The following is a 22,454-nucleotide window of genomic DNA, read 5'->3' as shown; positions in this document are numbered from 1 at the left end:
CCACGGGCCGTCCTCCTCCAAGCCGGCCCGTGGCCGGCTTTTCTTTGCCTGGAGCATCAGACCGAAAATCGATTCCGATTTTCGGCGAGGTACGATAGGGTCGCCGCCGGATCCGGACAGACCCGCCTTGTGAATCGTTGGGTGAACCGTTGGGTGAACCTTTGGGAGTAGGACGGCATGATCCTGACATTCTCGCTGCTGGCCGGCATCGCGGCAAGCTGGCTGCTGATCGGCGTGATCGACAAGGTCCGGCTTGGACTGGGACTGACCCAGGCCCTGCTCTATGTGCCGTTCAAGCTCGCTTATCGCATGGACGATGCGGCAATCGCGGCCGCGCGGAAGGTAAAAGCGCCAGTCATCTACGTCATTGTGCATCAGTCGCGGCTGGAACCGGCCCTGATGCTCTCGCTTTTACCGGAAGACACGCTGCACATTCTCGACGAGGCTTCGGCGCGGTCGTCGTGGCTGGAGCCGTGGCGGGAACTCGCCCGAACCATCGCCTTCAACGCCGAGCATGTCTTCGTCAGCCGGCGGCTGGTGCGCGTGCTGAAAGGTAATGGGCGGCTTGCCGTCTATATGCCGGACATGGTCGATCCGGACGTCAAATCATTCCGCCTCTACCGAGCGGTCGCCCGCATAGCCATGCAGGCCGATGCGCAGATCGTGCCGATCTTCGTCGCCGGCGCCCGGCACCTGCCCGTCTCGCTGACGCCGGCCGAATACGCGCCGCGCCGCTGGTTCCCCCGGCTGTCGGTCAAGGCGCTGGAGCCGATGACGATCGGCGGGCTGGTCGCGCGCTCCGGCGAACAGACGATCGCGTCCAGCAATGCGCTGTTCGACCGGATCGCCGAAGTCCGCCTTGCCGCGACGGAACGGTCCTGATTCTAATCAGTCAGACGTTTTCTCGTCCACGTCCGGCGGCAGGATCGCCTCGCCCTCGCGCTTGGCCCGGCGGGAATAGGCGCGCACGCTGAACGGCAGGAACAAAAGGTAGACCGCGACCGACGCAGTCAGCGTGTACCACGGATAGCTCGCCAGAAGCAGGATGTAGAGGGCGACGGCGAGGATGAACACCAGCATCCTGTCGCCGGGAATCTTGATGCTCTTGCCCGAATAGACCGGCAGGCGGCTGACCAGCAGGAACGCAATCAGCACGGTAAAGCCGGTGCTGACGAAAGCCGTGGTCTTGGTCGGTTCCAAGCCCAGGAAAGAAAGGTACAGCGGCAGCATGACCAGCACCGCGCCGGCGGGCGCCGGCACGCCGACGAAATACTCCGCCTGCCATGCGGGTTGCTCGGTGTCCTCATCCAGCACGTTGAAGCGCGCCAGCCGCATGCCGCAGGCGATGGCGAACAGAAGCGTCGCGATCCAGCCCGGCGAACCGGCACGGTCGAGCAGGAAGGCGTAGAGTACCAGCGCGGGAGCAACGCCGAAATTGACGATGTCGGCCAGCGAATCCATCTGCGCGCCGAATTTGGACGTCGCCTTCAGCAATCGCGCCAGACGCCCGTCGACACCGTCGAGGAAGGCGGCCAGAAGCACCATCACCACCGCGGGCTCAAAGCGCCCCTCGAAGGCGAAACGGATGCCCGACAAGCCCGCACAGATCGCCAAGACGGTAATCAGGTTCGGGAACATCATGCGCAGCGGGATTTCGCGGATGCGCGGCCCGCCGGCCCCGTGCGGCTCGAATTTCTTGAACGAAGCCACCGGCCTGCCTTACGAAACGCGCACGAGGGGAGCCGCCCCGGCGCCGCCGAATTCGGCAATCACCGTTTCGCCGGCAACCGCCGTCTGGCCGACGGCAACGCGCGGCGTGGCGGTTTGGGGCAGGAAAACATCGACGCGGGAACCGAAGCGGATCAGGCCGAAGCGCTCACCGACGGCCAGCGTGCCGCCGGCCTCGGCCCAGCAGACGATACGGCGCGCGACGAGGCCGGCAATCTGCACCGCCGCAACCGTGCCGTTCGGGCTTTCGAGGACCAGGCCGTTGCGCTCGTTTTCGGCGCTCGCCTTGTCCAGTTCGGCATTGAGGAATTTTCCGGGCCGATGCTCGATCCGGGCGATGCGGCCGCGCACCGGCGCGCGGTTCACGTGGCAGGAAAAGACATTCATGAATACGGATATGCGCGTCATCTCGGCCGTGCCCAGGCCAAGCTCGCGCGGCGGCACGGCCGGGCCAACCGCTGACACCACGCCGTCTGCCGGACTGACCACCAGCCGGTCGTCGAGCGGCGTGACACGCTCGGGGTCGCGGAAAAAATAGGTGCACCAAGCCGTCAGGATGAGGCCGATCCAGAACAGGATCGATGAAAAATAGCCGAGAAACAGCGTTATGGCCGCAAAGGCTGCAATGAAGGGATAGCCTTGGCGATGGATCGGCACGAAGGCATTCTTGATCGTGTCGGCAAGCTGCATGGGGTTTGGCGGTTCCGTTTCGGTTGGCGTCTGTCTACCGGAAAGCACCCCCAGCCGCAACGCAACAATCCATTAGCAATTGTTCAGGAAAGCCCCAACCCTTATTCAGGAAAGTTCGGGGGTACGGCGGCGCACCACGACGCCGAATTCGTCGTTTTCCTGGGCAATACGCAGGCGCTCCTCCGCCTCGTTGGCTTCGCGCTGGCGATCCCACATGGAGGCATAGAGGCCCTTCTCGCGCAGCAGGGCGGCATGCGTGCCGCGCTCGGTAATCTGCCCGTCCTTCAGCACGATGATCTCGTCGGCGGAGATGACCGTGGAAAGCCGGTGCGCAATGACGATGGTGGTGCGCCCCTTGCTGACCAGGTCGAGCGCCGCCTGGATTTCCTGCTCGGTATGGCTGTCGAGCGCCGATGTCGCCTCGTCGAGAATGAGGATAGGCGGCGCCTTGAGAATGGTGCGGGCAATCGCCACGCGCTGCTTCTCGCCGCCGGAAAGTTTCAGGCCGCGCTCGCCGACCATCGAGCGATAGCCGTCCGGCAGCCGCTCGATGAACGGATCGATCTGGGCCAGCCGCGCCGCCTGGCGCACGTCGTCCTCGCTGGCGTCGACGCGGCCGTAGCGGATGTTGTAGGCAATGGTGTCGTTGAACAGCACGGTATCCTGCGGCACCATGCCGATGGCCGCGCGCAGGCTTTCCTGCGTCACGCCGCGCACGTCCTGCCCGTCGATCAGCACCGAGCCCTGCTGAACGTCATAGAAGCGGAACAAGAGCCGCGAAATCGTGGATTTTCCCGCTCCCGAGGGGCCGACGATGGCGACCGTCTTGCCGGCCGGCACCTCGAACGAGATGCCTTTCAGGATCTGCCGGTTCGGGTCATAGGCAAAATGCACGTCGCGGAACTCGACCCTGCCGGTGCTGACCGCCAGCGTTTTCGCATCCGGCCTGTCGACAACCTCCTGCGGCACGTCGAGCAGGTCGAACATCTGCTCGATGTCGGTCAGCCCCTGGCGGATTTCGCGGTAGATGAAACCGATGAAATTGAGCGGCACCGCAAGCTGCATCAACATGGCGTTGATGAAGACGAAATCGCCGACCGTCTGCGTGCCGCGCGACACTTCCAGCGCCGACATGCACATGGCAACCGTCATGCCCAGGCCGAAGATGACGCCCTGGCCGAAGTTCAGCCAGCCAAGCGAGGTCCAGATGCGCGTGGCGGCGCTCTCGTAGCGCGCCATCGAATGGTCGAAGCGCGCGGCCTCCATGCCTTCATTGTTGAAGTATTTGACCGTCTCGTAGTTCAGCAGCGAATCAATCGCCTTGGTGTTGGCGTCGGTGTCGCTGTCGTTCATGTCGCGGCGAATGCCGATGCGCCAGTCGCTCGCCTTGACCGTGAACCAGGTGTAGATCGCGACCGTCACCGCCACGACCATTACGTATTTCCAGCCATAGGAGTAGGCGAAGATACCAATCGTCAGCGCGAACTCCAGAATGGTCGGCGCGGTGCTGAGCATGATGAAGCGCACGATCGTCTCGATGCCCTTGGTGCCGCGCTCGATGATGCGCGACAGGCCTCCGGTGCGCCGCTCCAGGTGAAAACGCAGCGACAGTTCGTGCATGTGGACGAAGCTGCGGTAAGCAAGCTGGCGCACCGCATGTTGCCCGACGCGCGCGAACAGCGCATCGCGCATCTGGTTGAAGCCGAGCTGCGTGACCCGCAGGAAATTATAGGCCACGACCAGCGCGATCGGGGCCAGCAGGATTGCCGGCAGAGGCGGCGCTGTGCCCTCGCCCGCGAGCGCGTTCGTCGCCCATTTGAAGAAATACGGACCAGCGACCAGCACCAGCTTGGCGATGACCAGCAGCAACGTCGCCCAGGTGACGCGCCAGCGCAGGTCCGGCCGGTCGGCCGGATACATATATGGCCACAGGTTGCGCAGCGTTTTCATGGTCGAGCCGGACTCGGCGGAGACGATCTTTTCTGACACTTTTATTGTCGCCTTTATGTGGGTCGGCAGCAGGCGTTGACGAGTTCGGCCAAGCTGGCCGAAACGGCGGCGAGCGCCTGGCGGTCGACTTCGTAGCGCGAGCGCTGCCGGTCGGTGGCGAAACGGACAAGTCCGGCCTCGACCAGTATTTTCAGATGTTGTGAGACGGTGGACTGCGCCAGATCAAGCTGGTCGACCACGTCGCGGCAGCAGCAGGACTGGCTGGCCGACACATATCTCAGGATTTCGATGCGAGCCGGATGCGACAGCGCCGCAAGCCTGGCGGCGACCGCCCGGCTATCCGTTCCGCAGCGGTGTGCGCCGCCTTTGCTCTCGCCCATCTGCATCGTTCATCGTCGATAAACGATGGATGGGTTTTCCGCAAGCAGGAACCGAGGAAAACTATTGTGCGGGAACGGTCGTCGCCTGTTCCCCCAGCGCCTTCAAATCGGCCGAATCGCCTTCCTTCGACTTGTCGGGAACCGTGAACACCTGGCCCGGCCAGATCATGTCCGGGTCGCTGATCTGCTTCTGGTTGGCCAGATAGATCGTCGAATAGCGAATGCCGCGCCCATAGACCCGGCGCGAAATGCGCCACAGCGAATCGCCGCGCCGAATGATGACCGCGCCATCGGCATGCTGCAGCTTGGGCGCGGTGGTTTCCGGCACGGCGGCATCGGGGGTTTCGCCATCGGGGGTTTCGACAGCAGCCGGCGCGGTGACGGGTTCGGTGGCAGCGGGCTGGGGGGCGGCGGGCTGAGTGGCATCAGCCACCTTCTCGTCGGCTTGCGCAGGCTTGGCGGCGGCAGCTACCGCCGCGATGGTTTCGCCCGGCTCACGTTCGAACGGCACGGTGGCGCGGGCGGCTACCTTGACGCCATCCGCGTCCAACGCATCGACGCGCACCGTGTAATCGCCAACCGGAATGTCGCGGGTCGCCTCTACGAGAAAATGGCCGTCCGGCGAAGTCACCGCTTCGCCCAAAAGAATGTCGTTGGCGTAGGCGCGCACCTTGCGTCCTGCATCGGCAATACCGGCGATAAAAATCTTGCTGCCGTCGATCTCGACCGCTTCGACCGCGATTTTAGGGCCCGCCTCGGTTTTCGCCGGCGCTGCGACTGCGGTGGGAGCAGGAGCAGGCGTTTCAGTTGCAGTCGATGCCGGCGCTTCCGCTGGCGTTTCTGTCGGCTCGGGCGCGGCAGCCGGGGCGGATACGGCGGGCGTTTCCGCCTTCTGTTCCGGCTCCGGCACAGTCAGGAGTTCAGCCGGTTTGCCGGGTTCCTCGACCATCGCCAGAACCTGCCCGCCGACCTGTTCCGGCACCGAGACGACGGCCGTCTGCTCGGACGTGGCGACGACGTCGTCGGGTGCCGTGGAGCGCAGCACGATCTGGTAGTCGCCGGGCTTGAGCGGATCGTCGAGCACGATGGCGAATGTCCCGTCCGCGCCGGCCTTGGTGTTGCCGAGCACGACCGAGCCGTGAACGATCTCGACCTTGGAATTGGGTGCCGCCTTGCCGGCTATGACGACCGAGCCGTTGCCCTGCACCCGCACGACATCGAAGGTGGGCGCGACCACGCCCGCGGCAGCGGGAGAAGCGGGGGGAGCGGGGGGAGCGGCAGGCTTGGTATCGGGATTTTGCGGCGCCATGGCCGAGGGTGCCACCGGGGCTATGGCGTCGGCAGCAGGCGCGTCGCTAGCCGGAGCCCCGACGCGGCCGGCAGTACCGGATGCGGTTGCGGCGGGCGCCGGTTCGGTCGTCGCCACCGCGACCGGCGCGGGGACCGGCGCCGTCCGATCGAAGGCACCCGAGACATAGGCCGCCCCGCCCACGACGACAACGCCGCCCGCCGTGAACAGTAGAGCCCGTAGTGATGTAATCGCCATATTGCCTACCCCTAAGCCAGCAAACATGGGTCTAGCGGAGCAAATTTGACATTTGAATGCTAGCCTCCATCGAACGCCATTTCAAAATATCAAACTCAAAGCTCCACTAGGATCATAGACTTGCTAGTGGTTTCCCGGTTCAGACATTGCCTGAGAGCCTGCATCGTGCGGATGCAAATGTCTGAAATGAACCACTAGCCTGTTTTGCAGAAACCGACAAGAAAAAGCCCCGAAGGACTTGACCCGGGAAGTGGTCACTATACCCAATCGATTTCATGAACACGATTCGATCCGTCTGCGTCTATTGCGGCTCGTCCCCGGGCCGCAACGAGGCCTATCTCAATGCCGGACATGCGCTTGGCCGTTCCCTTGCCAAAGCCGGCCTTCGCCTGATTTATGGTGGCGGCACAAGGGGTATCATGGGCGCCGTCTGCGAGGGCGCGCTGCAGGCAGGCGGCACCGTCACCGGCATCATCCCGCGCTTCCTGATGAACAAGGAGGCCACAGAAACCGCGCTTGGCCGCTTGAGCGAACTGGTGGTCACCGAGAACATGCACGAGCGCAAGCACATCATGTTCGACAAATCCGACGCCTTTGTGGCGTTGCCGGGCGGCATCGGCACGGTCGAGGAAATCGTCGAGATCATGACCTGGGCGCAACTGGGCCATCACCGCAAGCCGATGGTGTTCGGCAACGTCAACGGCTTCTGGGACCCCATGCTGGCGCTGATGGAACATATGACCGCCGAAGGCTTCATCCATACGGCGCATCGCGTGCAACCGCTTGTCGTCAACGACCCGGAAGCCATCGTCGCCGCCATCCTGACGGCAGCGGCCCAGAACGGCATCCCCGCCGGCGGCAACGAAGCAGTCGTCGACAAGCTGTGATTCGGTGCCGGCTCTGATTCAGCGCTGGCGCGAGGCCGAAAACATCGACCAGGAATAGAGCGCCAGCGCCAGCCAGATCAGCACGAAAGCAACAGCGGTCTCGGAAGAGAACGGTTCGCGGAAAACGAAGACCGCAACGATGAAGATCATGGTCGGCGCGATGTATTGCATGATGCCGATGGTCGAAAGCTTGAGCAGCTTGGCGCCGTTGGCGTAGAAGATCAGCGGGATCGCCGTTACCAGGCCGGCCGCCATCAAAAGCCAGATATCGGACTGGCTGCCGAAATGGCCGACGCCTGCCGCCTGCAGCCACGCCACATAGGCCAGCGCGGGTACGGCCAGGATCAGCACTTCGAGGAAGAATCCCTGCGCCGGGCCGATCGGCAGGGTCTTCTTGAACAAGGCGTAAAAACCCCACGAAACCGCCAGCGCAATCGACACCCATGGCAGGCCGCCATTTTCCCAGGTCAGCAGGAGGACGGCCACAACCGCCAGCGCGATAGCGGCGATCTGCGCGCGATTGAGCTTTTCGCCCAGAATCACCGCGCCGAGAAACACGCTGAACAGCGGATTGATGTAGTAGCCCAGCGCCGTTTCGAGAGCCCTGTCGGCGGCAATTGCCCAGACATAGACGCACCAGTTGATGGTTATCAGGCTGGCGGTCAGCGCGCCCATCATCATGGTTCGCGGGCTGCGCAGCGCGCGCTTTATGTCGTCGGTACGGCCAAGCCAGACCAGCAGCGCGCCGGCAATCGGCAACGACCAGATCACGCGGTGCGCCACCACTTCAATTGCAGGGATATGCGCGACCGCCTTCATGTAAAAAGGCAGGAAGCCCCACAAAAGATAGGCCGCCAACGCATAGAGAAAACCACGCTGCGCGGCTTTCTCGGCTTCTGGCCCGGATTCGGGCGTCGTTTCGATGCTCATTGCGCCCATATGGAGTGAATACGCCCGCCGCACCATAGCAAACTGCTGATGGTCAATGGACTTTTGCTGATGGTTCAACAGGGCGGCGGCCCCTCGCCCCGCTATTCCGCCGCGACCAGTCCCGCCAACTCCCGGTTTTTCATCAGCTTGTAGACGATCGAATCCATCAGCGCCCGGAAGGAGGCGTCGATGATGTTGTCCGAGACGCCGACCGTCCACCAGCGCGCGCCGGTGCCGTCGAAGGATTCGATCAAGACGCGGGTGACCGCCTCGGTGCCGCCGTTGAGGATGCGCACCTTGTAGTCGGCGAGTTCAAGGTCGGCGATCTCGTCCTGGTACTTGCCCAGATCCTTGCGCAGCGCGATATCAAGCGCGTTGACCGGCCCGTGCCCCTCGGCCACGGACATTTTCTCCTCGCCGTCCACCTCGATCCGGACGACCGCTTCCGACACCGTCTTCAGATCGCCATTGGCGTCGAAGCGGCGCTCGATCATGCAGCGAAAGCTCGTCACCGTGAAAAATTCCGGCAGGCCATGCAGCGTCTTTCGCGCCAGCAGTTCGAAACTGGCGTCGGCGCCCTCATAGGCGTAGCCCTCGGCCTCGCGCTCCTTGACCACGGCGATCAGCGCGTCAAGCCGACTGTCGTTGCGGGGCACGTCGATGCCGCGCCGTTTCAGTTCGGCGAGGAAATTGGCCTTGCCGCCCTGGTCCGACACCATGACACGGCGGCGGTTGCCGACCGCGTCCGGCGCAACGTGCTCGTAGGTGGCGGGGTCCTTGGCCAGGGCGGACGCATGGATGCCGGCCTTGGTAGCGAAGGCCGACTGGCCGACATAGGGCGACTGCGCCGCCGGCGCACGGTTCAGCAATTCGTCGAAGGAGCGCGACAGGCGCGAAAGCCCGGTCAAGGATTCGGGCGAAATGCCGGTTTCGAACCGCTCGGCAAAGGCCGGCTTCAGCACCAGCGTCGGGATTATGGTGACGAGATTGGCATTGCCGCAGCGCTCGCCGATGCCGTTCAGCGTGCCCTGGATCTGGCGCACGCCGGCCTCGACCGCCGCCAGCGAATTGGCCACCGCCTGGCCGGTATCGTCATGGGCGTGGATGCCGAGGTTTTCGCCCGGAATGCCGGCCGCTACCACCTTTTCCACGATGGCGCGCACCTCCGACGGCTGTGTGCCGCCATTGGTGTCGCACAGCACGACCCAGCGCGCGCCGGCTTCGTAAGCCGCCTTGGCGCAGGCCAGCGCATAGGCGGGGTTGGCCTTGAAGCCGTCGAAAAAATGCTCGCAGTCGACCATCGCCTCCTTGCCCGCGTCGCGCGCGGCAGCGACGGAGGCGCGGATGGCGTCGAGGTTTTCCTCATTGGTACAGCCGAGCGCCACACGCACATGATAGTCCCAGCTTTTGGCGACGAAGCAGATCGCGTCCGACTGCGCTTGCACGAGCACGGCAAGACCGGGATCGTTCGAGGCTGAAACCCCTGCCCGCTTGGTCATGCCGAAGGCGACGAATTTTGCCTTCGCCGTGCGTTTTTGGGTGAAAAACTCGGTATCGGTCGGGTTCGCGCCCGGATAACCGCCCTCGACATAATCGATGCCGAACTGGTCAAGCATCCTGGCGATGGCGATCTTGTCCTCGACCGAAAAATCAACTCCCGGCGTCTGCTGACCATCGCGCAAGGTGGTGTCGAAGAGGGTGATGCGTTCGCGCATCACAGCTTCCCCGCGAACCTGTCCGTGGCGCGGATCAACTGATCCAGTATGCCCGGCTCCGAATAGGCGTGGCCGGCTCCCTCGATCAGGTGAAAATCCGCCTTTGGCCAAGCCTTGTGCAGCGCCCAGGCATAATGCGCGGGGCACGGCATATCGTAGCGGCCATGGACGATGACGCCCGGAATGTCCTTCAGCCTGCCGGCGTCGCGCAGCAACTGGCCTTCCTCCAGCCAACCGGCATGGACGAAATAGTGATTCTCGATGCGGGCAAAGGCGATGGCATAGTCTTCCTGGCCGAACGGATCGCTGGTTTCCGGCTCCGGCAGCAGCGTGATGGTCTGGCCTTCCCAGTTGCTCCATGCAAGGGCCGCCTCGACCTGCTTGGCGCGGTCATCGCCGACCAGAAGCTTGCGGTAAGCGGCCATCATGTCGCCGCGCTCGGCCTGCGGGATCGGGGCCAGGAACCGCTCCCACTTGTCGGGGAACATCTGCGAGACGCCGAACTGGTAGTACCATTCGAGTTCCGCGCGGGTGAGCGTGTAGATGCCGCGCACCACCAGTTCGCTGACGCGCTCGGGGTGCGTTTCAGAGTAAGCCAGCGCCAGCGTCGAACCCCAGGAACCGCCGAACACCAACCATTTGTCGAAGCCGGCCATTTCGCGCAGGCGCTCGATGTCGGCAACCAGATGCCATGTCGTATTGGCGTCCAGCGAAGCGTTGGGCGTCGATTTTCCGCAGCCGCGCTGGTCGAACAGGATGAGGTCGTAGAGCTTTGGATCGAACTGACGCCGCTGCTTCGGCGAAATGCCGCCGCCCGGTCCGCCGTGCAGGAAGACCGCCGGCTTGGCCCCCTTGGTGCCGCAGCGCTCCCAATAGATGGTGTGGCCGTCGCCGACCTCCAGCATGCCCGAATCGAACGGCTCGATCTCGGGGTAAAGCGTGCGCAATTCACTCATCGTCATTGTTCCTCACCGGCCATTCGGCCGTGTCATGGTCGGGATGCTGATAGGAAACCAGTCCTGCCAGGAACGGGGCGGCCGCGCTGTCGGCCATGGTGTCCTCGCCCGGCAATTTCGAAATGAAGTCTACGTAAGGAAGCTTGGCTTCGGTGCCCCACTGGATGGTCGGTGCAATCGCTTCCGGCTCGTCGAAGGCGGCAATGGCGAGCGCTATGCCGTCCGGCGCTTCATAGGTCAGCGGCGTTCCGCACTCGCCACAAAAGCCACGCTGCGCGAAATTGGATGACTGGAATTTTTTCGGGGCGCCCCGCGTCCATTCGAGCCTTGCCTCGCCCACCGACACCAACGGCAGATAGAAATTGCCGGCCGCCTTCTGGCACATGCGGCAATGGCACACGGACGCGTCGCCCAGCGCGCCCTCGACGCGAAACCGCACCGCGCCGCATTGGCAGCCGCCGGTGTAGACGGGGCGATTGTCGAGGCTCATCACGGCTCACCCAGCCGCATGACAGACGGCTTCGACATTGTTGCCGTCGGGATCGAAAACAAACGCCGCGTAGTAGTCCGGATGATAGTGAGAGCGCAGGCCCGGCGCGCCATTGTCCTTGCCGCCGGCGGCGATTGCAGCCGCATGGAAGGCGTCGACCTCGGCGCGGCTGTGCGCAGTGAAAGCGACGTGCTGATGATCCTTCTGACGCTGCCCTTCGCTGATCCAGAATGTCGGGCGGTCGCGGCCATAGCCGCCGACCTTGACGCTATCGGTGTATTCGGGTGGCACCATCATCAAAAGCGAGGCACCAAGCGGCGCCATGGCCCGATCGTAGAACTCCTTGGAGACATCGAAATCCGAAACGGTAATGCCGAGATGGTCGATCATCTTTTTACCTCCCAGGTGGTGATGCGTTCGCCGGTGGTGGGGTCCTTGCCGTCCTTCAACTGGATGCCCTGCACCAGAAGTTCGTCGCGGACGCGGTCAGCCTCGGCCCAGTTTTTGGCAGCGATGAAAGCCAGGCGATCGGCAATCGCGTTGGCTATGGCCGTGTTGTCGACTGCGGTGGCGGCGACATCGAAACCAAGAAACGCCAATGCCGTCTTCAGCGACGAGGCCGCTTCGTGGCCCTCGGCCGAATCGGCCGCGAGTTGCGAAAGTACCTGGAAGGCCGAATAGGTGGCCAGATCGTCGGAAAGTGCCGTGACGATCTCGGCGGGCAACTCTTTCGAAGCAGAGGCAGCCAGATCGGCGGCGCGCTTCCATTTGCGCAGGGTGTTCTCCGCCTCTTCCAGTTTGCGCACCGAAAAATCGATCGGCTCGCGGTAGTGCGTCATCAGCATCGCCAGCCGCAGCACTTCGCCCGGCCATTTGCGGCCGCCAAACGTGTCCGTCTCCAGCAACTCGTTGATCGAGAAGAAATTCCCCTCGCTCTTGGACATCTTCCTGCCTTCGACCTGCAGGAAGCCGTTGTGCATCCACACATTGGCCATGGCGTGCGTGCCGTGGGCGCAGCGGGACTGGGCGATCTCGTTTTCGTGGTGGGGGAAGATCAGGTCGAGGCCGCCGCCATGGATGTCGAACACCTCGCCGAGATAGGCCGCCGACATGGCCGAGCATTCGATATGCCAGCCGGGGCGGCCCCTGCCCCATGGCGAATCCCAGCCCGGCTCTTCCGGTGAGGAAAGTTTCCAGAGAACGAAGTCGCCGGGGCTCTTCTTGTGCGCGTCGACCGCGACGCGCGCGCCGGCCTGCTGCTCGTCCAGGTTGCGCTTCGACAATTGGCCGTAGTCGGCCATGGAGGCCGTGTCGAACAGGACTTCGCCTTGCGCAACATAGGCATGGCCGCGCTGGATGAGAGATTGAATCAACGTGATCATGTCGGCCTTGCCGTCGGCGCGGGGCTGCACGAACTCGGTGGCGCGCGGCTCGAAAGTGGGCGCCAAGCAGCCAAGGGCTGCCACGTCCTTGTGGAACTGGTCGGCGGTCTTTTCCGTCACCCGCCTTATCGCCTCGTTCAGCGACAGTTTTCCAGACGAAATCTCAGGTCCAAAATCGCGCAGCGCACGCGCGTTGATCTTGTCGTCCACGTCGGTGATGTTGCGGACATAGGTGACGTGATCCGCGCCATAGAGATGGCGCAGCAGCCGAAACAGCACGTCGAAGACGATAACGGGCCGCGCATTGCCGATATGGGCGAAGTCGTAGACGGTCGGGCCGCAGACATACATGCGCACGTTTTGGCCGTCGATGGGGACAAAATCCTCCTTCGACCGCGTCAGCGTATTAGTGAGGCGCAAGCCTTTCGATCCCTCAGACATTCGTTCCCTTCCGGTCCGTTTTTACCGCGCAAACGCGCAAGCCTGTCGCCAGCCTGCTGGCCGGGGCGTTTGTCCACTCTGAAAGAAAGATGAGGCGAAAACGTCCGGACCAGCGCCAAGCGCTAGCCAATAATCGAAATGCCACAAATGGCGAAAGACGTTTTCATGGCTCGCTTTATCGCCGCCGCCCGTGTTGCAGTCAAGCCGCATGTTTGCCCGAAAAGCGGCCGGGGCCGGCTGGAAAACGCGGCTTGAAAGATTTTATTAAACATGTCGGCACAGTCATGGGGCAGTTATTGCCAAGGTGAATGAAAAATCACGATTTGGCCGGATTCGATACCCATATAAGTTTCTTCACCGCCTGACTGATTTAAGGGAAGAGAAAAATGCCCCGCAGCAAGAAAGAGCCTCCAAGCGCCAAGCAAACGATGCTTGCCAGCCAATACCGCGCCATCGGCCCGGCAGCCATCGCCGCCGCCCTGCTTCACACGACCAAGAAGAAGAAAGTCGCGCAGAAATTCATTGTAGCGCGCGCCGCCTGATTTTTCTGCCAGCACGTTGCGCCGCATCGAGAATGATCGTTCGGCCCGCACGCGTGCCTAGAACAAGCTCATCTGGCTGTCGTCCTGCTGCCCGCGCTTGGGCTTTTCCGGCTCCGGGCCGTCGACAGCGACAAACCGCTCCTGAAGCTCCGGTCCGGTGTTGGCCACCCTGTTGACCAAGTCGGCCACAGGCACCGCCTCGAAGAAACCCTCGTCGGCCGGGCGCAGCAGGTCCGCGACATCGCGCGGTTCCTGCGTGCGGCAATCCAGCCAGCGAGAAAAATGTTCGGGCGCGATCACCACCGGCATGCGCAGGTGAATGTGAGCGATGTCGGCGCTGGCGCTGGTCGTCAAAAGCGCACCGGTGTCGATCTCGGAGCCACCCGGCTCGGCATAGGTTTCCATCAGCGCGGCGAAGGCGACCAGCCCGCCCTGCTTCGGCCTGATCCAATAGGGCTGGCCCTTGCCGCCGCATGTCTTGCGCCACTCGTAAAAGCCCGAAGCCGGCACCAAGGCGCGGCGATGGCGCATGGCGGTGCGAAAGGACGCCTTTTCCGCCGCGCCTTCCGCGCGCGCATTGATGAGCAGCGGAAAGTTCTTGGTGTCCTTCACCCAGGTCGGAATGAAACCCCAGCGCACCAGCATCGCCTGCCGATCCGGCAGGTTCGACCCGGGCGCGCGCGGCTCGGAGGCAATCGCCAGCAGGATCGGCTGCGTCGGCGCGATGTTGTAGCGAGCCGGAAAGGCTTCCAGTTCACCAAGGCCCAGAAAGGTGGCGGTCTGGTCAGGCGTCGCGGTCAGGGCAAAGCGTCCGCACATGGGTTTTCGTCTTTCAATTCCTGTATGCGCTGAAAGTGGCGGTGGAACGCCGCGACCGCAACCGGTAAAACTGCCCGGCAATAGGCCGTCCACAATGAACGCGGGAGTTGGCATGAGCGAAGCGCGAAAGACGCTGCCGGCGGTTTCCGTCGCCCTGGTGCGTGGCGACCGCGTGCTGCTGGTCCGGCGCGCCCGTGCCCCGTCGCAGGGGTTTTATGCATTTCCGGGCGGCAAGGTCGAGGCCGGCGAAACGCTGGAGAACGCGGCGCGACGCGAATTGCGGGAAGAGACGGGGCTTGAAGCGGACGACCTTCGGTCCCTGCGGGAAATCTTCATCGAGGGCAGCAGCGAAAGCCATCCGGTGGATTATCGGCTCACCGTCTTCGGTGCGGCCCATACGGGTGGCGACGCGGTCGCCGCCGACGATGCCGAGACGGCCGCTTTCTACACGCTGGCCGAGATGGCGGCGCTGCCGCTGGCCGGTTCGGTCTTTACCATCGCGCAGGAATTGCTCGGTGCGGCGTAAGTTGGCTGGCCATAAGTCCGCAAACCGCCTTGCAGGCGCCAAAATGTTTGCGCACAAAGCCTTATGAACCGCGCCGCCCTGTTTTTCGCCGCATGCCTGACCGCCAGCACGGCTTTTTCCGCGCGACCGACTTTCGCGGCGGAAGCTCCGTTCGAGCCCGGCCTGATGCGGCTGGCGGAAATCCTGGGATCGCTGCACTTTCTGCGCAACCTGTGCGGCGAAAGCGGCGACCAGTGGCGCGGTGAAATGGAAAAGCTGCTCGAATCGGAAAAGCCCGACCCCGAGCGGCGCGCCCGCTTCATCGCCCGCTTCAATCGCGGCTATCGCTCGCCTGCCGAAACCTACACAAAGTGCACCGCTTCGGCGCGCGAGGCGATCGACCGCTACATGAAGGAAGGCGGCGACCTCACGCGCGACATCGCTTCACGCTACGGCAATTGAAGCCGATACGGTTTCGCCCACAAACATCGCTCGCATCGATCGATTGTGGCGCATTGGCCACAGACCCTAATCAAACACTAACGCGCGCTGCGGCAATTAACTCAAAACTTAGTTTTGCATGTCGGTGAGCCGACGAATGCACTACCATGCACGTGACTCGGCAACGCAGCTTGCGTGATTTGCTCCGTGCAGGCCACAAAAGCGACGCAACTAGAGCGGCTTAATCAGGGGCTGTAGTTGGGCAACCGAAGGGATAGATCAGGCCGTGCCCGCTTTCGCGGACCGCTGCCTGAAAGGGTGGAAGTCGTATCATGGAACATGCCGTCACCGACATCGATGCCCTCGTCAGGGAAGAAAAACGCCTGACGGCCGTCGAAAGCCACAACGAGGCCTGGGCGGAAGGCCTTTCGGCCGGTATCGAGCCGGAAATCATCGCCGAGGCAGCGCTGGAAACCGCCTTCGTGGAAATGCTCCGCGCCAGCGGCGAGACCGCAGCGCTCGCCCTGCTCGAGCGCATGCGCGAGAAAGTCATAGCCGGCGCGTTCGAGCCGGAAATGCTGCGCCATTAGAGCGCCGTGCGTCCAATTGGACGCTCCAGCACTTTGATCGAGCACCGGACTGATCCGAAAGCCGATTCCACTTTTCGGTTGGATTCTCTCTAAGCGCGATGCCTGCCTCCGTGCAGATCGGATGCAGGGCCGCTTTCCCGGTTCTTTGACGGCAGCGCAGGGTTTGTGCATCATGCGTCAGCGACGGAGTGAAACGGGCAGTGATTTTTTCAATTTCTGGTGAAGGGCGCGGCCTCGCGCTATGCTTGGGACTGGCGGCCTTGGGCGCAATGCCGCTGGTGCCGTTGCTTAGCGCAACACCCGCCTTTGCGCTCAGCGAAATCAAGCGGGAAGAGCTCCCCGCGCCTGCGGCGCCCGTGGACGAAGATGCCCCGGACGGCAAAAACGTTCCGATGCCGGACCCCGTCGGCACCACGCCGCCGGCGGCAAGCCAGCCAGCCTCCCCCGAAGATCAGCAGCCTTCGCAGCAGGTCGATCCGAATGCGCCCGCCGAAGATGGCGTCGACACGCGCCCGAATGTCGAACCGAACGCGCCGTTGCCTGAGGTCATCTACGATCTCGGCAAATTGCCGGAACCGGTGCGGCGCATGCACGACCTGATCGTGGAAGCCTGCAAGAGCGGCGATATCGAAAAGCTGCGCCCGCTGGTCGGCTCGGGCGAGACCATGACGCAATTGTCGCTGACCGACATTGACGGCGACGCCATCGCCTTCCTGAAGAGCCTGTCGGGCGATACGGAAGGACAGGAAATCCTGGCCATCATGGAGGAAGTGCTGAATGCCGGCTTCGTCCATCTGGACGCCGGAACACCGCAGGAACTCTATGTCTGGCCCTATTTCTTCGCGCTGCCGCTCGACAAGCTCGATGCCCGCCAGCGGGTCGAACTGTTCAAGATCGTCACCGCCGGCGACTACGACGACATGAAGCAGTTCGGCGCCTACATCTTCTACCGCGTCGGCATCACGCCGCAGGGCAAGTGGGCGTTCTTCGTCGCGGGCGATTGACCGACAGCCATGGGCAATCGGCACGCATGGCGGGTGACATCCGGCCTTGCCGGCTCTTAACCAATATTTTGTGTTGGCGCGTCACAATGGATCGGTAAACGCCGAGACCAGACGCTCATGAACGTGCAAAAGCAGATCCTCAATACCGCGCACAACGCCGTGGTATTTCAGCGCCGCATCCGTGTTCTTGCCGACCACATCGCCAACAGCCTCGACGACCATGGCAGCGTGCTGGACGTCGGCTGTGGCGACGGCTCGATCGCGGTGGCGGTAATGGACCGGAAGCCCGGCCTCTCCTTTCAAGGCATCGACGTGATGCTGCGTCCCCATGTGGCCATCCCGGCGCAAGCCTATGACGGCGTAACCATCCCCTTCGAAGACAAGAGTTTCGACTGGGTGACGATCGTCGATGTGTTGCATCACACCGATGACCCCGCCGCTGTTCTTGGCGAGTGCGTGCGGGTCGCGCGGCGCGGCGTCATCATCAAGGACCATCTGCGCGAAGGGCTTGCCGCACAATCGACGCTGCGCGCCATGGATTGGGTCGGCAATCGCGGCCACGACGTGCGGCTACCCTACAACTATCTGTCGAAGGCCGAATGGGGCGGTATTTTCAACCGGCTCGAGGTACAGGCAGATCAGTGGAACGAAGACCTGAACCTCTACGCGATACCCTTCACCTATCTGTTCGACCGCAGCTTGCACTTCGTTGCGGCGGTATCGCCCAGAAACTGATCCCGTATCAAGACAAAGGCAGCGCCTCGGAAAACTCCACCGCCCTGCCCTGCGACGGCGCGACGATCTCGCCTTCCCACATCACCCGCCGGCCCCTGATGACGGTGCCGACCGGCCAGCCGGTCACCTGCCTGCCGTCATAGGGCGTCCAGCCGGCTTTCGCCCCTTGCTGCGCATTGGTGATGGTTTCGGTGCGCTTCAAATCGACGATGGTGAAATCGGCATCGTAGCCGGCGGCGATGCGACCCTTGCGCGCGATGCCGTAGATGCGCTGCGGGCCGTGGCTGGAGAGATCGACGAAACGCTCCAGCGTCAACCTGCCGGCATTCACATGGTCGAGCATGATCGGCACCAGCGTCTGCACGCCGGTCATGCCGGACGGCGAGGCAGGGTAGGTCTTCTGCTTCTCCTCCAGCGTGTGCGGCGCGTGGTCGGAGCCGAGCACATCGATGACGCCTTGCGCGACGCCATGCCAGACGCCATCGCGATGGCGGGACGCCCGCACCGGCGGATTCATCTGTATCAAATTGCCAAGCCGCGCATAATCGTCGGCCGACAGCGTCAGATGGTGCGGCGTCGCCTCGCAGGTAGCGACATCCTTGTGATGCTCCAGGAAGGCAATCTCCTCGGCGGTCGAGATATGCAGCACATGGATGCGCGCGCGTGTCCGCCGGGCAATGCGCACCAGACGCTCGGTGCAGCGAAGGGCTGTGACCTCGTCGCGCCAAACCGGATGCGAGGACGGATCGCCTTCGATACGCTCGCCTAGGCGCTCGCGCAGCCGAAACTCGTCCTCCGAGTGGAAGGCGGCGCGGCGGCGCGTGTTGCGCAGGATCGAGGCGACGCCCTCGTCGTCCTCGACCAGCAGATCGCCGGTGGAAGAGCCCATGAATACCTTGATGCCCGCCGCACCCGGCAGGCGCTCCAGTTCGCCGACCTCGCCGGCATTTTCGCGGGTGCCGCCGACCCAGAAGGCGAAATCGCAATGCATGCGGTTCGTCGCGCGGGAAATCTTGTCGGCAAGGGCTGCCTCGCTGGTGGTCAGCGGCTTGGTGTTGGGCATTTCGAAAACGGCAGTGACGCCGCCGAGCACGGCGGCGCGCGATCCGGTCTCAAGGTCTTCCTTGTGTTCCAGGCCCGGCTCGCGGAAATGCACCTGGCTGTCGATGACGCCGGGCAGGATGTGCAGGCCGCTGCAATCGACCGTCTCGCCGGCGGAAGCCTGGCCGAGATCGCCGATGGCGGCGATGCGGCCGTTCCGTACGCCGATGTCGCGCGCGCCCCTTCCATCGTGGTTGACTACCGTGCCGCCTGTCAGGATGAGGTCGTAGGTTGCTGCCATGTCTGTCATCACCCTTGCCGTCGAAGTGCCTGCGGCTTACGTAATGGCCAGCCATTTTGCAAGTTCAGGTTCATTTTCCGCTATGCCCATCGCCCGCCTCACGTACCGCGCCCTTATCTCCGTATCCGGCCCGGATGCCGAGCATTTCCTGCAAAACATCCTGACCGTCGACCTCGACCAGCTTGCCCAGGGACAAGCCAAACCGGGCGCGCTACTGACGCCGCAAGGCAAGATATTGTTCGATTTTCTCGTCTCGCGCGATGGTGAAAATGCGTTCCGGCTGGAATGCCGTGCCGACATTGCCGACGATTTCATGCGGCGGCTGATGCTTTACCGCCTGCGCGCTAAGGTCGAACTTGCCAAGCAGGATCAAGCGGTTGTGGGCGTTGCATGGGGTAATGATTCATCTGCCTCAGGCTTTGAATCAACTGCTGTGACGGATATGCGCTTCCCTGAAGGCATCGTCACCCGTTTCCATGGTGTGGAATCCGGCGATGGCGATGCCGCCGCATGGCACGCTTTCCGCATCGCGCATGGCATTGCCGAAAGCGGGGCCGACTATGCGCTTGGCGACGCCTTTCCGCATGACGTGCTGCTCGACCAGACCGGCGGCATCGGTTTCAAGAAGGGCTGTTATGTCGGCCAGGAGGTGGTGTCACGCATGCAGCATCGGGGCACGGCCAGACGGCGAGTGCTGATCGTCTCGACCGACGCACCCCTGCCCGCCCCCGGCAGCGAAATTACCGCGGCGGGCAAGACGCTCGGCACGCTCGGCTCGGTGGCAGACAGGCAGGGCCTGGCCATTATGCGCATCGACCGGGTGAAAGACGCGCTCGATGCCGGCCAGGAGATCACGGCCGGCGCCATACCGGTGACGCTGGCGATCCCCGAATGGGCGACCTTCACCTTCCCGCAACAGGCCGGCGCGGAGGAGGCCTGATGGCTGCCGACCGCGTCGGCGCGCCGGCGCGCGCATGGCAGCGCATGCTGTCGGGACGCCGGCTCGACCTGCTCGACCCCTCGCCGCTCGACATCGAAATCAGCGACATCGCGCATGGGCTGGCACGTGTCGCACGCTGGAACGGCCAGACGCGCGGCGACCACGCCTTTTCCGTCGCGCAGCACTCGCTGCTGGTCGAGGCGCTGTTTTGCACCGTCATGCCCGACGCCTCCCCCGATGCGCGGCTGGCGGCGCTGCTGCACGACGCGCCGGAATATGTCATCGGCGACATGATCTCACCGTTCAAAGCGGTGATGGGCGGCAGCTACAGGGATTGCGAGGGGCGGCTGCAACGCGCCATCCATCTGCGCTTCTCGCTGCCGGCCGAACTGCCCGACGGGCTGAAGAAGGCCATCAAGCGCGCCGACCAGATCGCCGCCTATTTCGAGGCAACGCAGCTTGCCGGCTTTTCGGTCGCCGAGGCGACGGAGTTCTTCGGGCGGCCGCGCGGCTTTTCAGCCGACCGTTTCGATCTCGCCGCCCAGTCGGTGGTTTGCGCGCAGGATGAATTCCTCACGCGGTTCGCAGCCCTCGAAGGCGAACGCCGTGAAAGGCAACCGGACGCCAGTGCTGCTTCCCTGGGATAATTCCGGCTCTTCGACGACGTAAATCAGATATCCATGATTTCGGGGATTCTTCTGTTGGACAATTCCCCGACTATCCGTTCCACCTGCTCTCTTCTTACCGATTTTAAAGAGAACATGGCCCTGTCGAAAATGTTTCTCTTTCGATAATCCTTGTCTTCCGAGAAACCGAACCGCTCCAGCATTCGCCGCCCTTCCTCGCTCCACGCCGAGGAATAGAAATCAAGTCCGTCTTCGGGGAAATCCTGATACTTCAACAGCGCCCGCAATGCGGCGGAAACGATCATGTAGATCTCCGAGCGATATTGATTCTCGCGGCGCGCAACGCTGCAGAATTCGAAATGAACGACCGTCGCGACATAGACAATTTTGGCTGATCGTGCGGCCGGATCCGGTGAGACGGACTGAGCGTGTAGTTCGTCGAAGGTTCGATCGCCCTTCAGGTAGGCGTCAAAATCACCAGGACGGAAGAAGTAAAAATCGAGAAAACCGAGGATATTGTCGCCTGATTTCAGGATCACCATGGAATACGGGTCGCTTCTCCATGCCTTCATGTCTTCCAGGGGGTCGATTGCCGCCGCGCCAAATATCTTTTGGCAGTTCGCAATCACCTTGCTCACATCGTTATAATTTTCCTCGTTTGCCACATTGTGCGGCACGAACATCCTGTACCCAGCTCCTCGGCTTATGGTTTCCGGCGGAAATACATCTATCTCCCGGCGAAAATGGAATAACAGCAGCAACAGGAACGCCAACAGCGTAAACGGTATTACGACGTATCCGAAGCTATCGGTAATATCGTGCAGGGTTCTGCTTATGCCGTATGCAGCGAAGGCCAAGGTGAACAACAGCAACGGATTTTCGACCAGCCTGCCGATTTGCAACTCTACGTGCCTGCGCAGAATTCTGGATCCGCCCCTGAACATCGCATAGTCCCTTTCCGAGGACTATCTTCAAGGAATCCCTTTTGTGTCAATTACTCACAAAGGTGCCGCTTCTTCCGGCTATGACCTGAGACCCGTGTTTCCTCCAGCCTATTGGAGAATCCGGAGATTGATTTGTGGCGTCATGCGGCCTGCTTTTCCAGCGCCATTTTCATGGCAAATTCGATGGGCGTAGTATCCCCCAGCGATGAGTGCGGTCTTTGTCGGTTGTAATCCTCCTTCCATGCAGTGATCTGAGTTCGGGCCTCGGTGAGGCTTGAGAACAGAGTTTCGTTGAGACACTCGTCCCTGAAGCTGCCATTGAAGCTTTCCACGAAGCCGTTCTGCATCGGTTTGCCTGGTGCGATATAATGCCATTCAATGCCGGTGTCCTGGCACCACTTCAGGATGGCCATACTTGTCAGTTCGCTGCCGTTATCGCTGACAATCATGCTTGGCCTGCCTCGCCGCACGATCAAAGCATCCAACTCCCTGGCGACACGCAGGCCTGACAAAGACGTGTCTGCCACCAGCGTCAGGCATTCCCGCGTGTAGTCGTCGACTACGGCCAGAACCCGGAACCGGCGCCCATCGGTGAAGGCGTCGCTGACAAAATCCAGGCTCCAGCGTTCATTGGCGCCATTGGGCACACCTATGGGTCGTCTGGTGCCCAAAGCGCGCTTACGGCCCCCACGCTTGCGCACCTGAAGCTTCTCCTCGCGGTACAGCCGCCGGAGCTTCTTCAGGTTCATCTCGATCCCCTGACGTTGCAGCATGACGTGGATGCGGCGATAGCCAAACCGGCGTCGTTCCGCGGCTACTGCCTTCATGGCGTCTCTCAGAAATTGATCATCAGGTCGAATGCTTCGGTAAC

Annotated in this window: 24 protein-coding genes and 1 pseudogene; 9 read left to right on the top strand and 16 right to left on the bottom strand. The window is 62.6% G+C overall.

All coding sequences use genetic code 11. The annotated features are described in order from the left end of the window. Positions 1 to 177 precede the first annotated feature (177 nt). Positions 178 to 861: pseudogene (locus ACX3P1_RS11330) on the top strand (AMP-binding protein); the annotation flags it as partial. Positions 862 to 888: 27 nt separating this feature from the next. Here the strand turns inward: ACX3P1_RS11330 and pssA are convergent. The 5 genes from pssA to ACX3P1_RS11305 form a co-directional block, all read right to left on the bottom strand. Continuing rightward, the gene (pssA, locus tag ACX3P1_RS11325) at positions 889 to 1,641 is read right to left on the bottom strand and encodes a CDP-diacylglycerol--serine O-phosphatidyltransferase (RefSeq protein WP_459079837.1); all 753 of its coding nucleotides are present in this window, start codon (positions 1,639 to 1,641) and stop codon (positions 889 to 891) included. 78 nt (positions 1,642 to 1,719) lie between these two features. Continuing rightward, the gene (locus ACX3P1_RS11320) at positions 1,720 to 2,466 is read right to left on the bottom strand and encodes a phosphatidylserine decarboxylase (protein WP_459079836.1); all 747 of its coding nucleotides are present in this window, start codon (positions 2,464 to 2,466) and stop codon (positions 1,720 to 1,722) included. 57 nt (positions 2,467 to 2,523) lie between these two features. After that, on the bottom strand, positions 2,524 to 4,407 hold the full coding sequence (locus ACX3P1_RS11315; protein WP_459079674.1) for an ABCB family ABC transporter ATP-binding protein/permease: 1,884 nt from the start codon (positions 4,405 to 4,407) through the stop codon (positions 2,524 to 2,526). A gap of 14 nt (positions 4,408 to 4,421) precedes the next feature. After that, entirely contained in the window at positions 4,422 to 4,748 is a 327-nt protein-coding gene (locus ACX3P1_RS11310; protein WP_459079673.1) for an ArsR/SmtB family transcription factor, read from the bottom strand. A 61-nt stretch (positions 4,749 to 4,809) separates the two neighbouring features. Then, the gene (locus ACX3P1_RS11305) at positions 4,810 to 6,294 is read right to left on the bottom strand and encodes a LysM peptidoglycan-binding domain-containing protein (protein ID WP_459079672.1); all 1,485 of its coding nucleotides are present in this window, start codon (positions 6,292 to 6,294) and stop codon (positions 4,810 to 4,812) included. A 275-nt stretch (positions 6,295 to 6,569) separates the two neighbouring features. On the opposite strand from ACX3P1_RS11305, the gene ACX3P1_RS11300 reads away from it, so the two are divergent. Continuing rightward, complete coding sequence (locus tag ACX3P1_RS11300) at positions 6,570 to 7,181, top strand: LOG family protein (RefSeq protein ID WP_459079671.1); 612 nt, start codon at positions 6,570 to 6,572, stop codon at positions 7,179 to 7,181. An 18-nt stretch (positions 7,182 to 7,199) separates the two neighbouring features. On the opposite strand, the gene rarD is transcribed toward ACX3P1_RS11300, so the two are convergent. The 8 genes from rarD to ACX3P1_RS11260 form a co-directional block, all read right to left on the bottom strand. After that, positions 7,200 to 8,111: an EamA family transporter RarD gene (gene rarD / locus ACX3P1_RS11295; RefSeq protein WP_459079670.1), complete on the bottom strand. Its 912-nt coding sequence runs from the start codon at positions 8,109 to 8,111 to the stop codon at positions 7,200 to 7,202. 101 nt (positions 8,112 to 8,212) lie between these two features. Then, positions 8,213 to 9,826: a citramalate synthase gene (gene cimA, locus ACX3P1_RS11290; RefSeq protein WP_459079669.1), complete on the bottom strand. Its 1,614-nt coding sequence runs from the start codon at positions 9,824 to 9,826 to the stop codon at positions 8,213 to 8,215. Next, complete coding sequence (gene pip / locus ACX3P1_RS11285) at positions 9,826 to 10,782, bottom strand: prolyl aminopeptidase (protein WP_459079668.1); 957 nt, start codon at positions 10,780 to 10,782, stop codon at positions 9,826 to 9,828. Before pip ends, cimA begins: the two co-directional genes overlap by 1 nt. After that, positions 10,775 to 11,272, bottom strand: a complete 498-nt coding sequence (locus tag ACX3P1_RS11280) for a GFA family protein (RefSeq protein WP_459079667.1) — start codon at positions 11,270 to 11,272, stop codon at positions 10,775 to 10,777. The genes pip and ACX3P1_RS11280 overlap by 8 nt, the downstream gene beginning before the upstream one ends. Before the next feature lie 6 nt (positions 11,273 to 11,278). Beyond that, on the bottom strand, positions 11,279 to 11,662 hold the full coding sequence (locus ACX3P1_RS11275) for a VOC family protein (protein WP_459079666.1): 384 nt from the start codon (positions 11,660 to 11,662) through the stop codon (positions 11,279 to 11,281). Further along, positions 11,659 to 13,095 (bottom strand): cysteine--tRNA ligase, encoded by a 1,437-nt coding sequence (gene cysS / locus ACX3P1_RS11270; protein ID WP_459079665.1) that lies wholly within the window; start codon positions 13,093 to 13,095, stop codon positions 11,659 to 11,661. The genes ACX3P1_RS11275 and cysS overlap by 4 nt, the downstream gene beginning before the upstream one ends. Positions 13,096 to 13,388: 293 nt before the next feature. Next, on the bottom strand, positions 13,389 to 13,664 hold the full coding sequence (locus ACX3P1_RS11265; protein WP_459079664.1) for a hypothetical protein: 276 nt from the start codon (positions 13,662 to 13,664) through the stop codon (positions 13,389 to 13,391). A gap of 30 nt (positions 13,665 to 13,694) precedes the next feature. Beyond that, positions 13,695 to 14,456, bottom strand: a complete 762-nt coding sequence (locus ACX3P1_RS11260) for an SOS response-associated peptidase (protein WP_459079663.1) — start codon at positions 14,454 to 14,456, stop codon at positions 13,695 to 13,697. 112 nt (positions 14,457 to 14,568) lie between these two features. On the opposite strand from ACX3P1_RS11260, the gene ACX3P1_RS11255 reads away from it, so the two are divergent. The 5 genes from ACX3P1_RS11255 (at position 14,569) to ACX3P1_RS11235 (ending at position 17,731) form a co-directional block, all read left to right on the top strand. Continuing rightward, positions 14,569 to 14,982 carry an NUDIX hydrolase gene (locus ACX3P1_RS11255; protein WP_459079662.1) on the top strand — a complete coding sequence of 138 codons (414 nt, stop codon included), beginning with the start codon at positions 14,569 to 14,571 and terminating at the stop codon, positions 14,980 to 14,982. Positions 14,983 to 15,045: 63 nt separating this feature from the next. Beyond that, positions 15,046 to 15,423, top strand: a complete 378-nt coding sequence (locus ACX3P1_RS11250; protein WP_459079661.1) for a TIGR02301 family protein — start codon at positions 15,046 to 15,048, stop codon at positions 15,421 to 15,423. A gap of 311 nt (positions 15,424 to 15,734) precedes the next feature. Next, positions 15,735 to 15,992, top strand: a complete 258-nt coding sequence (locus tag ACX3P1_RS11245) for a hypothetical protein (RefSeq protein WP_459079660.1) — start codon at positions 15,735 to 15,737, stop codon at positions 15,990 to 15,992. A 200-nt stretch (positions 15,993 to 16,192) separates the two neighbouring features. Next, on the top strand, positions 16,193 to 16,996 hold the full coding sequence (locus ACX3P1_RS11240) for a hypothetical protein (RefSeq protein ID WP_459079659.1): 804 nt from the start codon (positions 16,193 to 16,195) through the stop codon (positions 16,994 to 16,996). Between the two features lie 117 nt (positions 16,997 to 17,113). After that, positions 17,114 to 17,731, top strand: coding sequence for a class I SAM-dependent methyltransferase (locus tag ACX3P1_RS11235; RefSeq protein ID WP_459079658.1), 618 nt, complete (start codon positions 17,114 to 17,116; stop codon positions 17,729 to 17,731). 7 nt (positions 17,732 to 17,738) lie between these two features. Here the strand turns inward: ACX3P1_RS11235 and ACX3P1_RS11230 are convergent, their stop codons facing one another. Further along, positions 17,739 to 19,073 (bottom strand): dihydroorotase, encoded by a 1,335-nt coding sequence (locus tag ACX3P1_RS11230; protein ID WP_459079835.1) that lies wholly within the window; start codon positions 19,071 to 19,073, stop codon positions 17,739 to 17,741. 82 nt (positions 19,074 to 19,155) lie between these two features. On the opposite strand from ACX3P1_RS11230, the gene ygfZ reads away from it, so the two are divergent. Beyond that, a complete protein-coding gene (ygfZ, locus tag ACX3P1_RS11225) occupies positions 19,156 to 20,013 on the top strand; it encodes a CAF17-like 4Fe-4S cluster assembly/insertion protein YgfZ (RefSeq protein ID WP_459079834.1) in 858 nt (285 codons plus the stop codon). Further along, on the top strand, positions 20,013 to 20,660 hold the full coding sequence (locus ACX3P1_RS11220; RefSeq protein WP_459079657.1) for an HD domain-containing protein: 648 nt from the start codon (positions 20,013 to 20,015) through the stop codon (positions 20,658 to 20,660). The genes ygfZ and ACX3P1_RS11220 overlap by 1 nt, the downstream gene beginning before the upstream one ends. Positions 20,661 to 20,683: 23 nt before the next feature. On the opposite strand, the gene ACX3P1_RS11215 is transcribed toward ACX3P1_RS11220, so the two are convergent. Beyond that, entirely contained in the window at positions 20,684 to 21,541 is an 858-nt protein-coding gene (locus tag ACX3P1_RS11215) for a hypothetical protein (protein WP_459079656.1), read from the bottom strand. A gap of 182 nt (positions 21,542 to 21,723) precedes the next feature. Next, a partial coding sequence (locus tag ACX3P1_RS11210) for an IS3 family transposase (RefSeq protein ID WP_459079655.1) occupies positions 21,724 to 22,454 on the bottom strand: 731 nt, incomplete at its 5' end.

The organism is Mesorhizobium sp. A623, assembly GCF_054489405.1.
The sequence above is the reverse complement of the archived record's forward strand: the minus strand, read 5'-3'. Positions and strand labels throughout refer to the sequence as shown.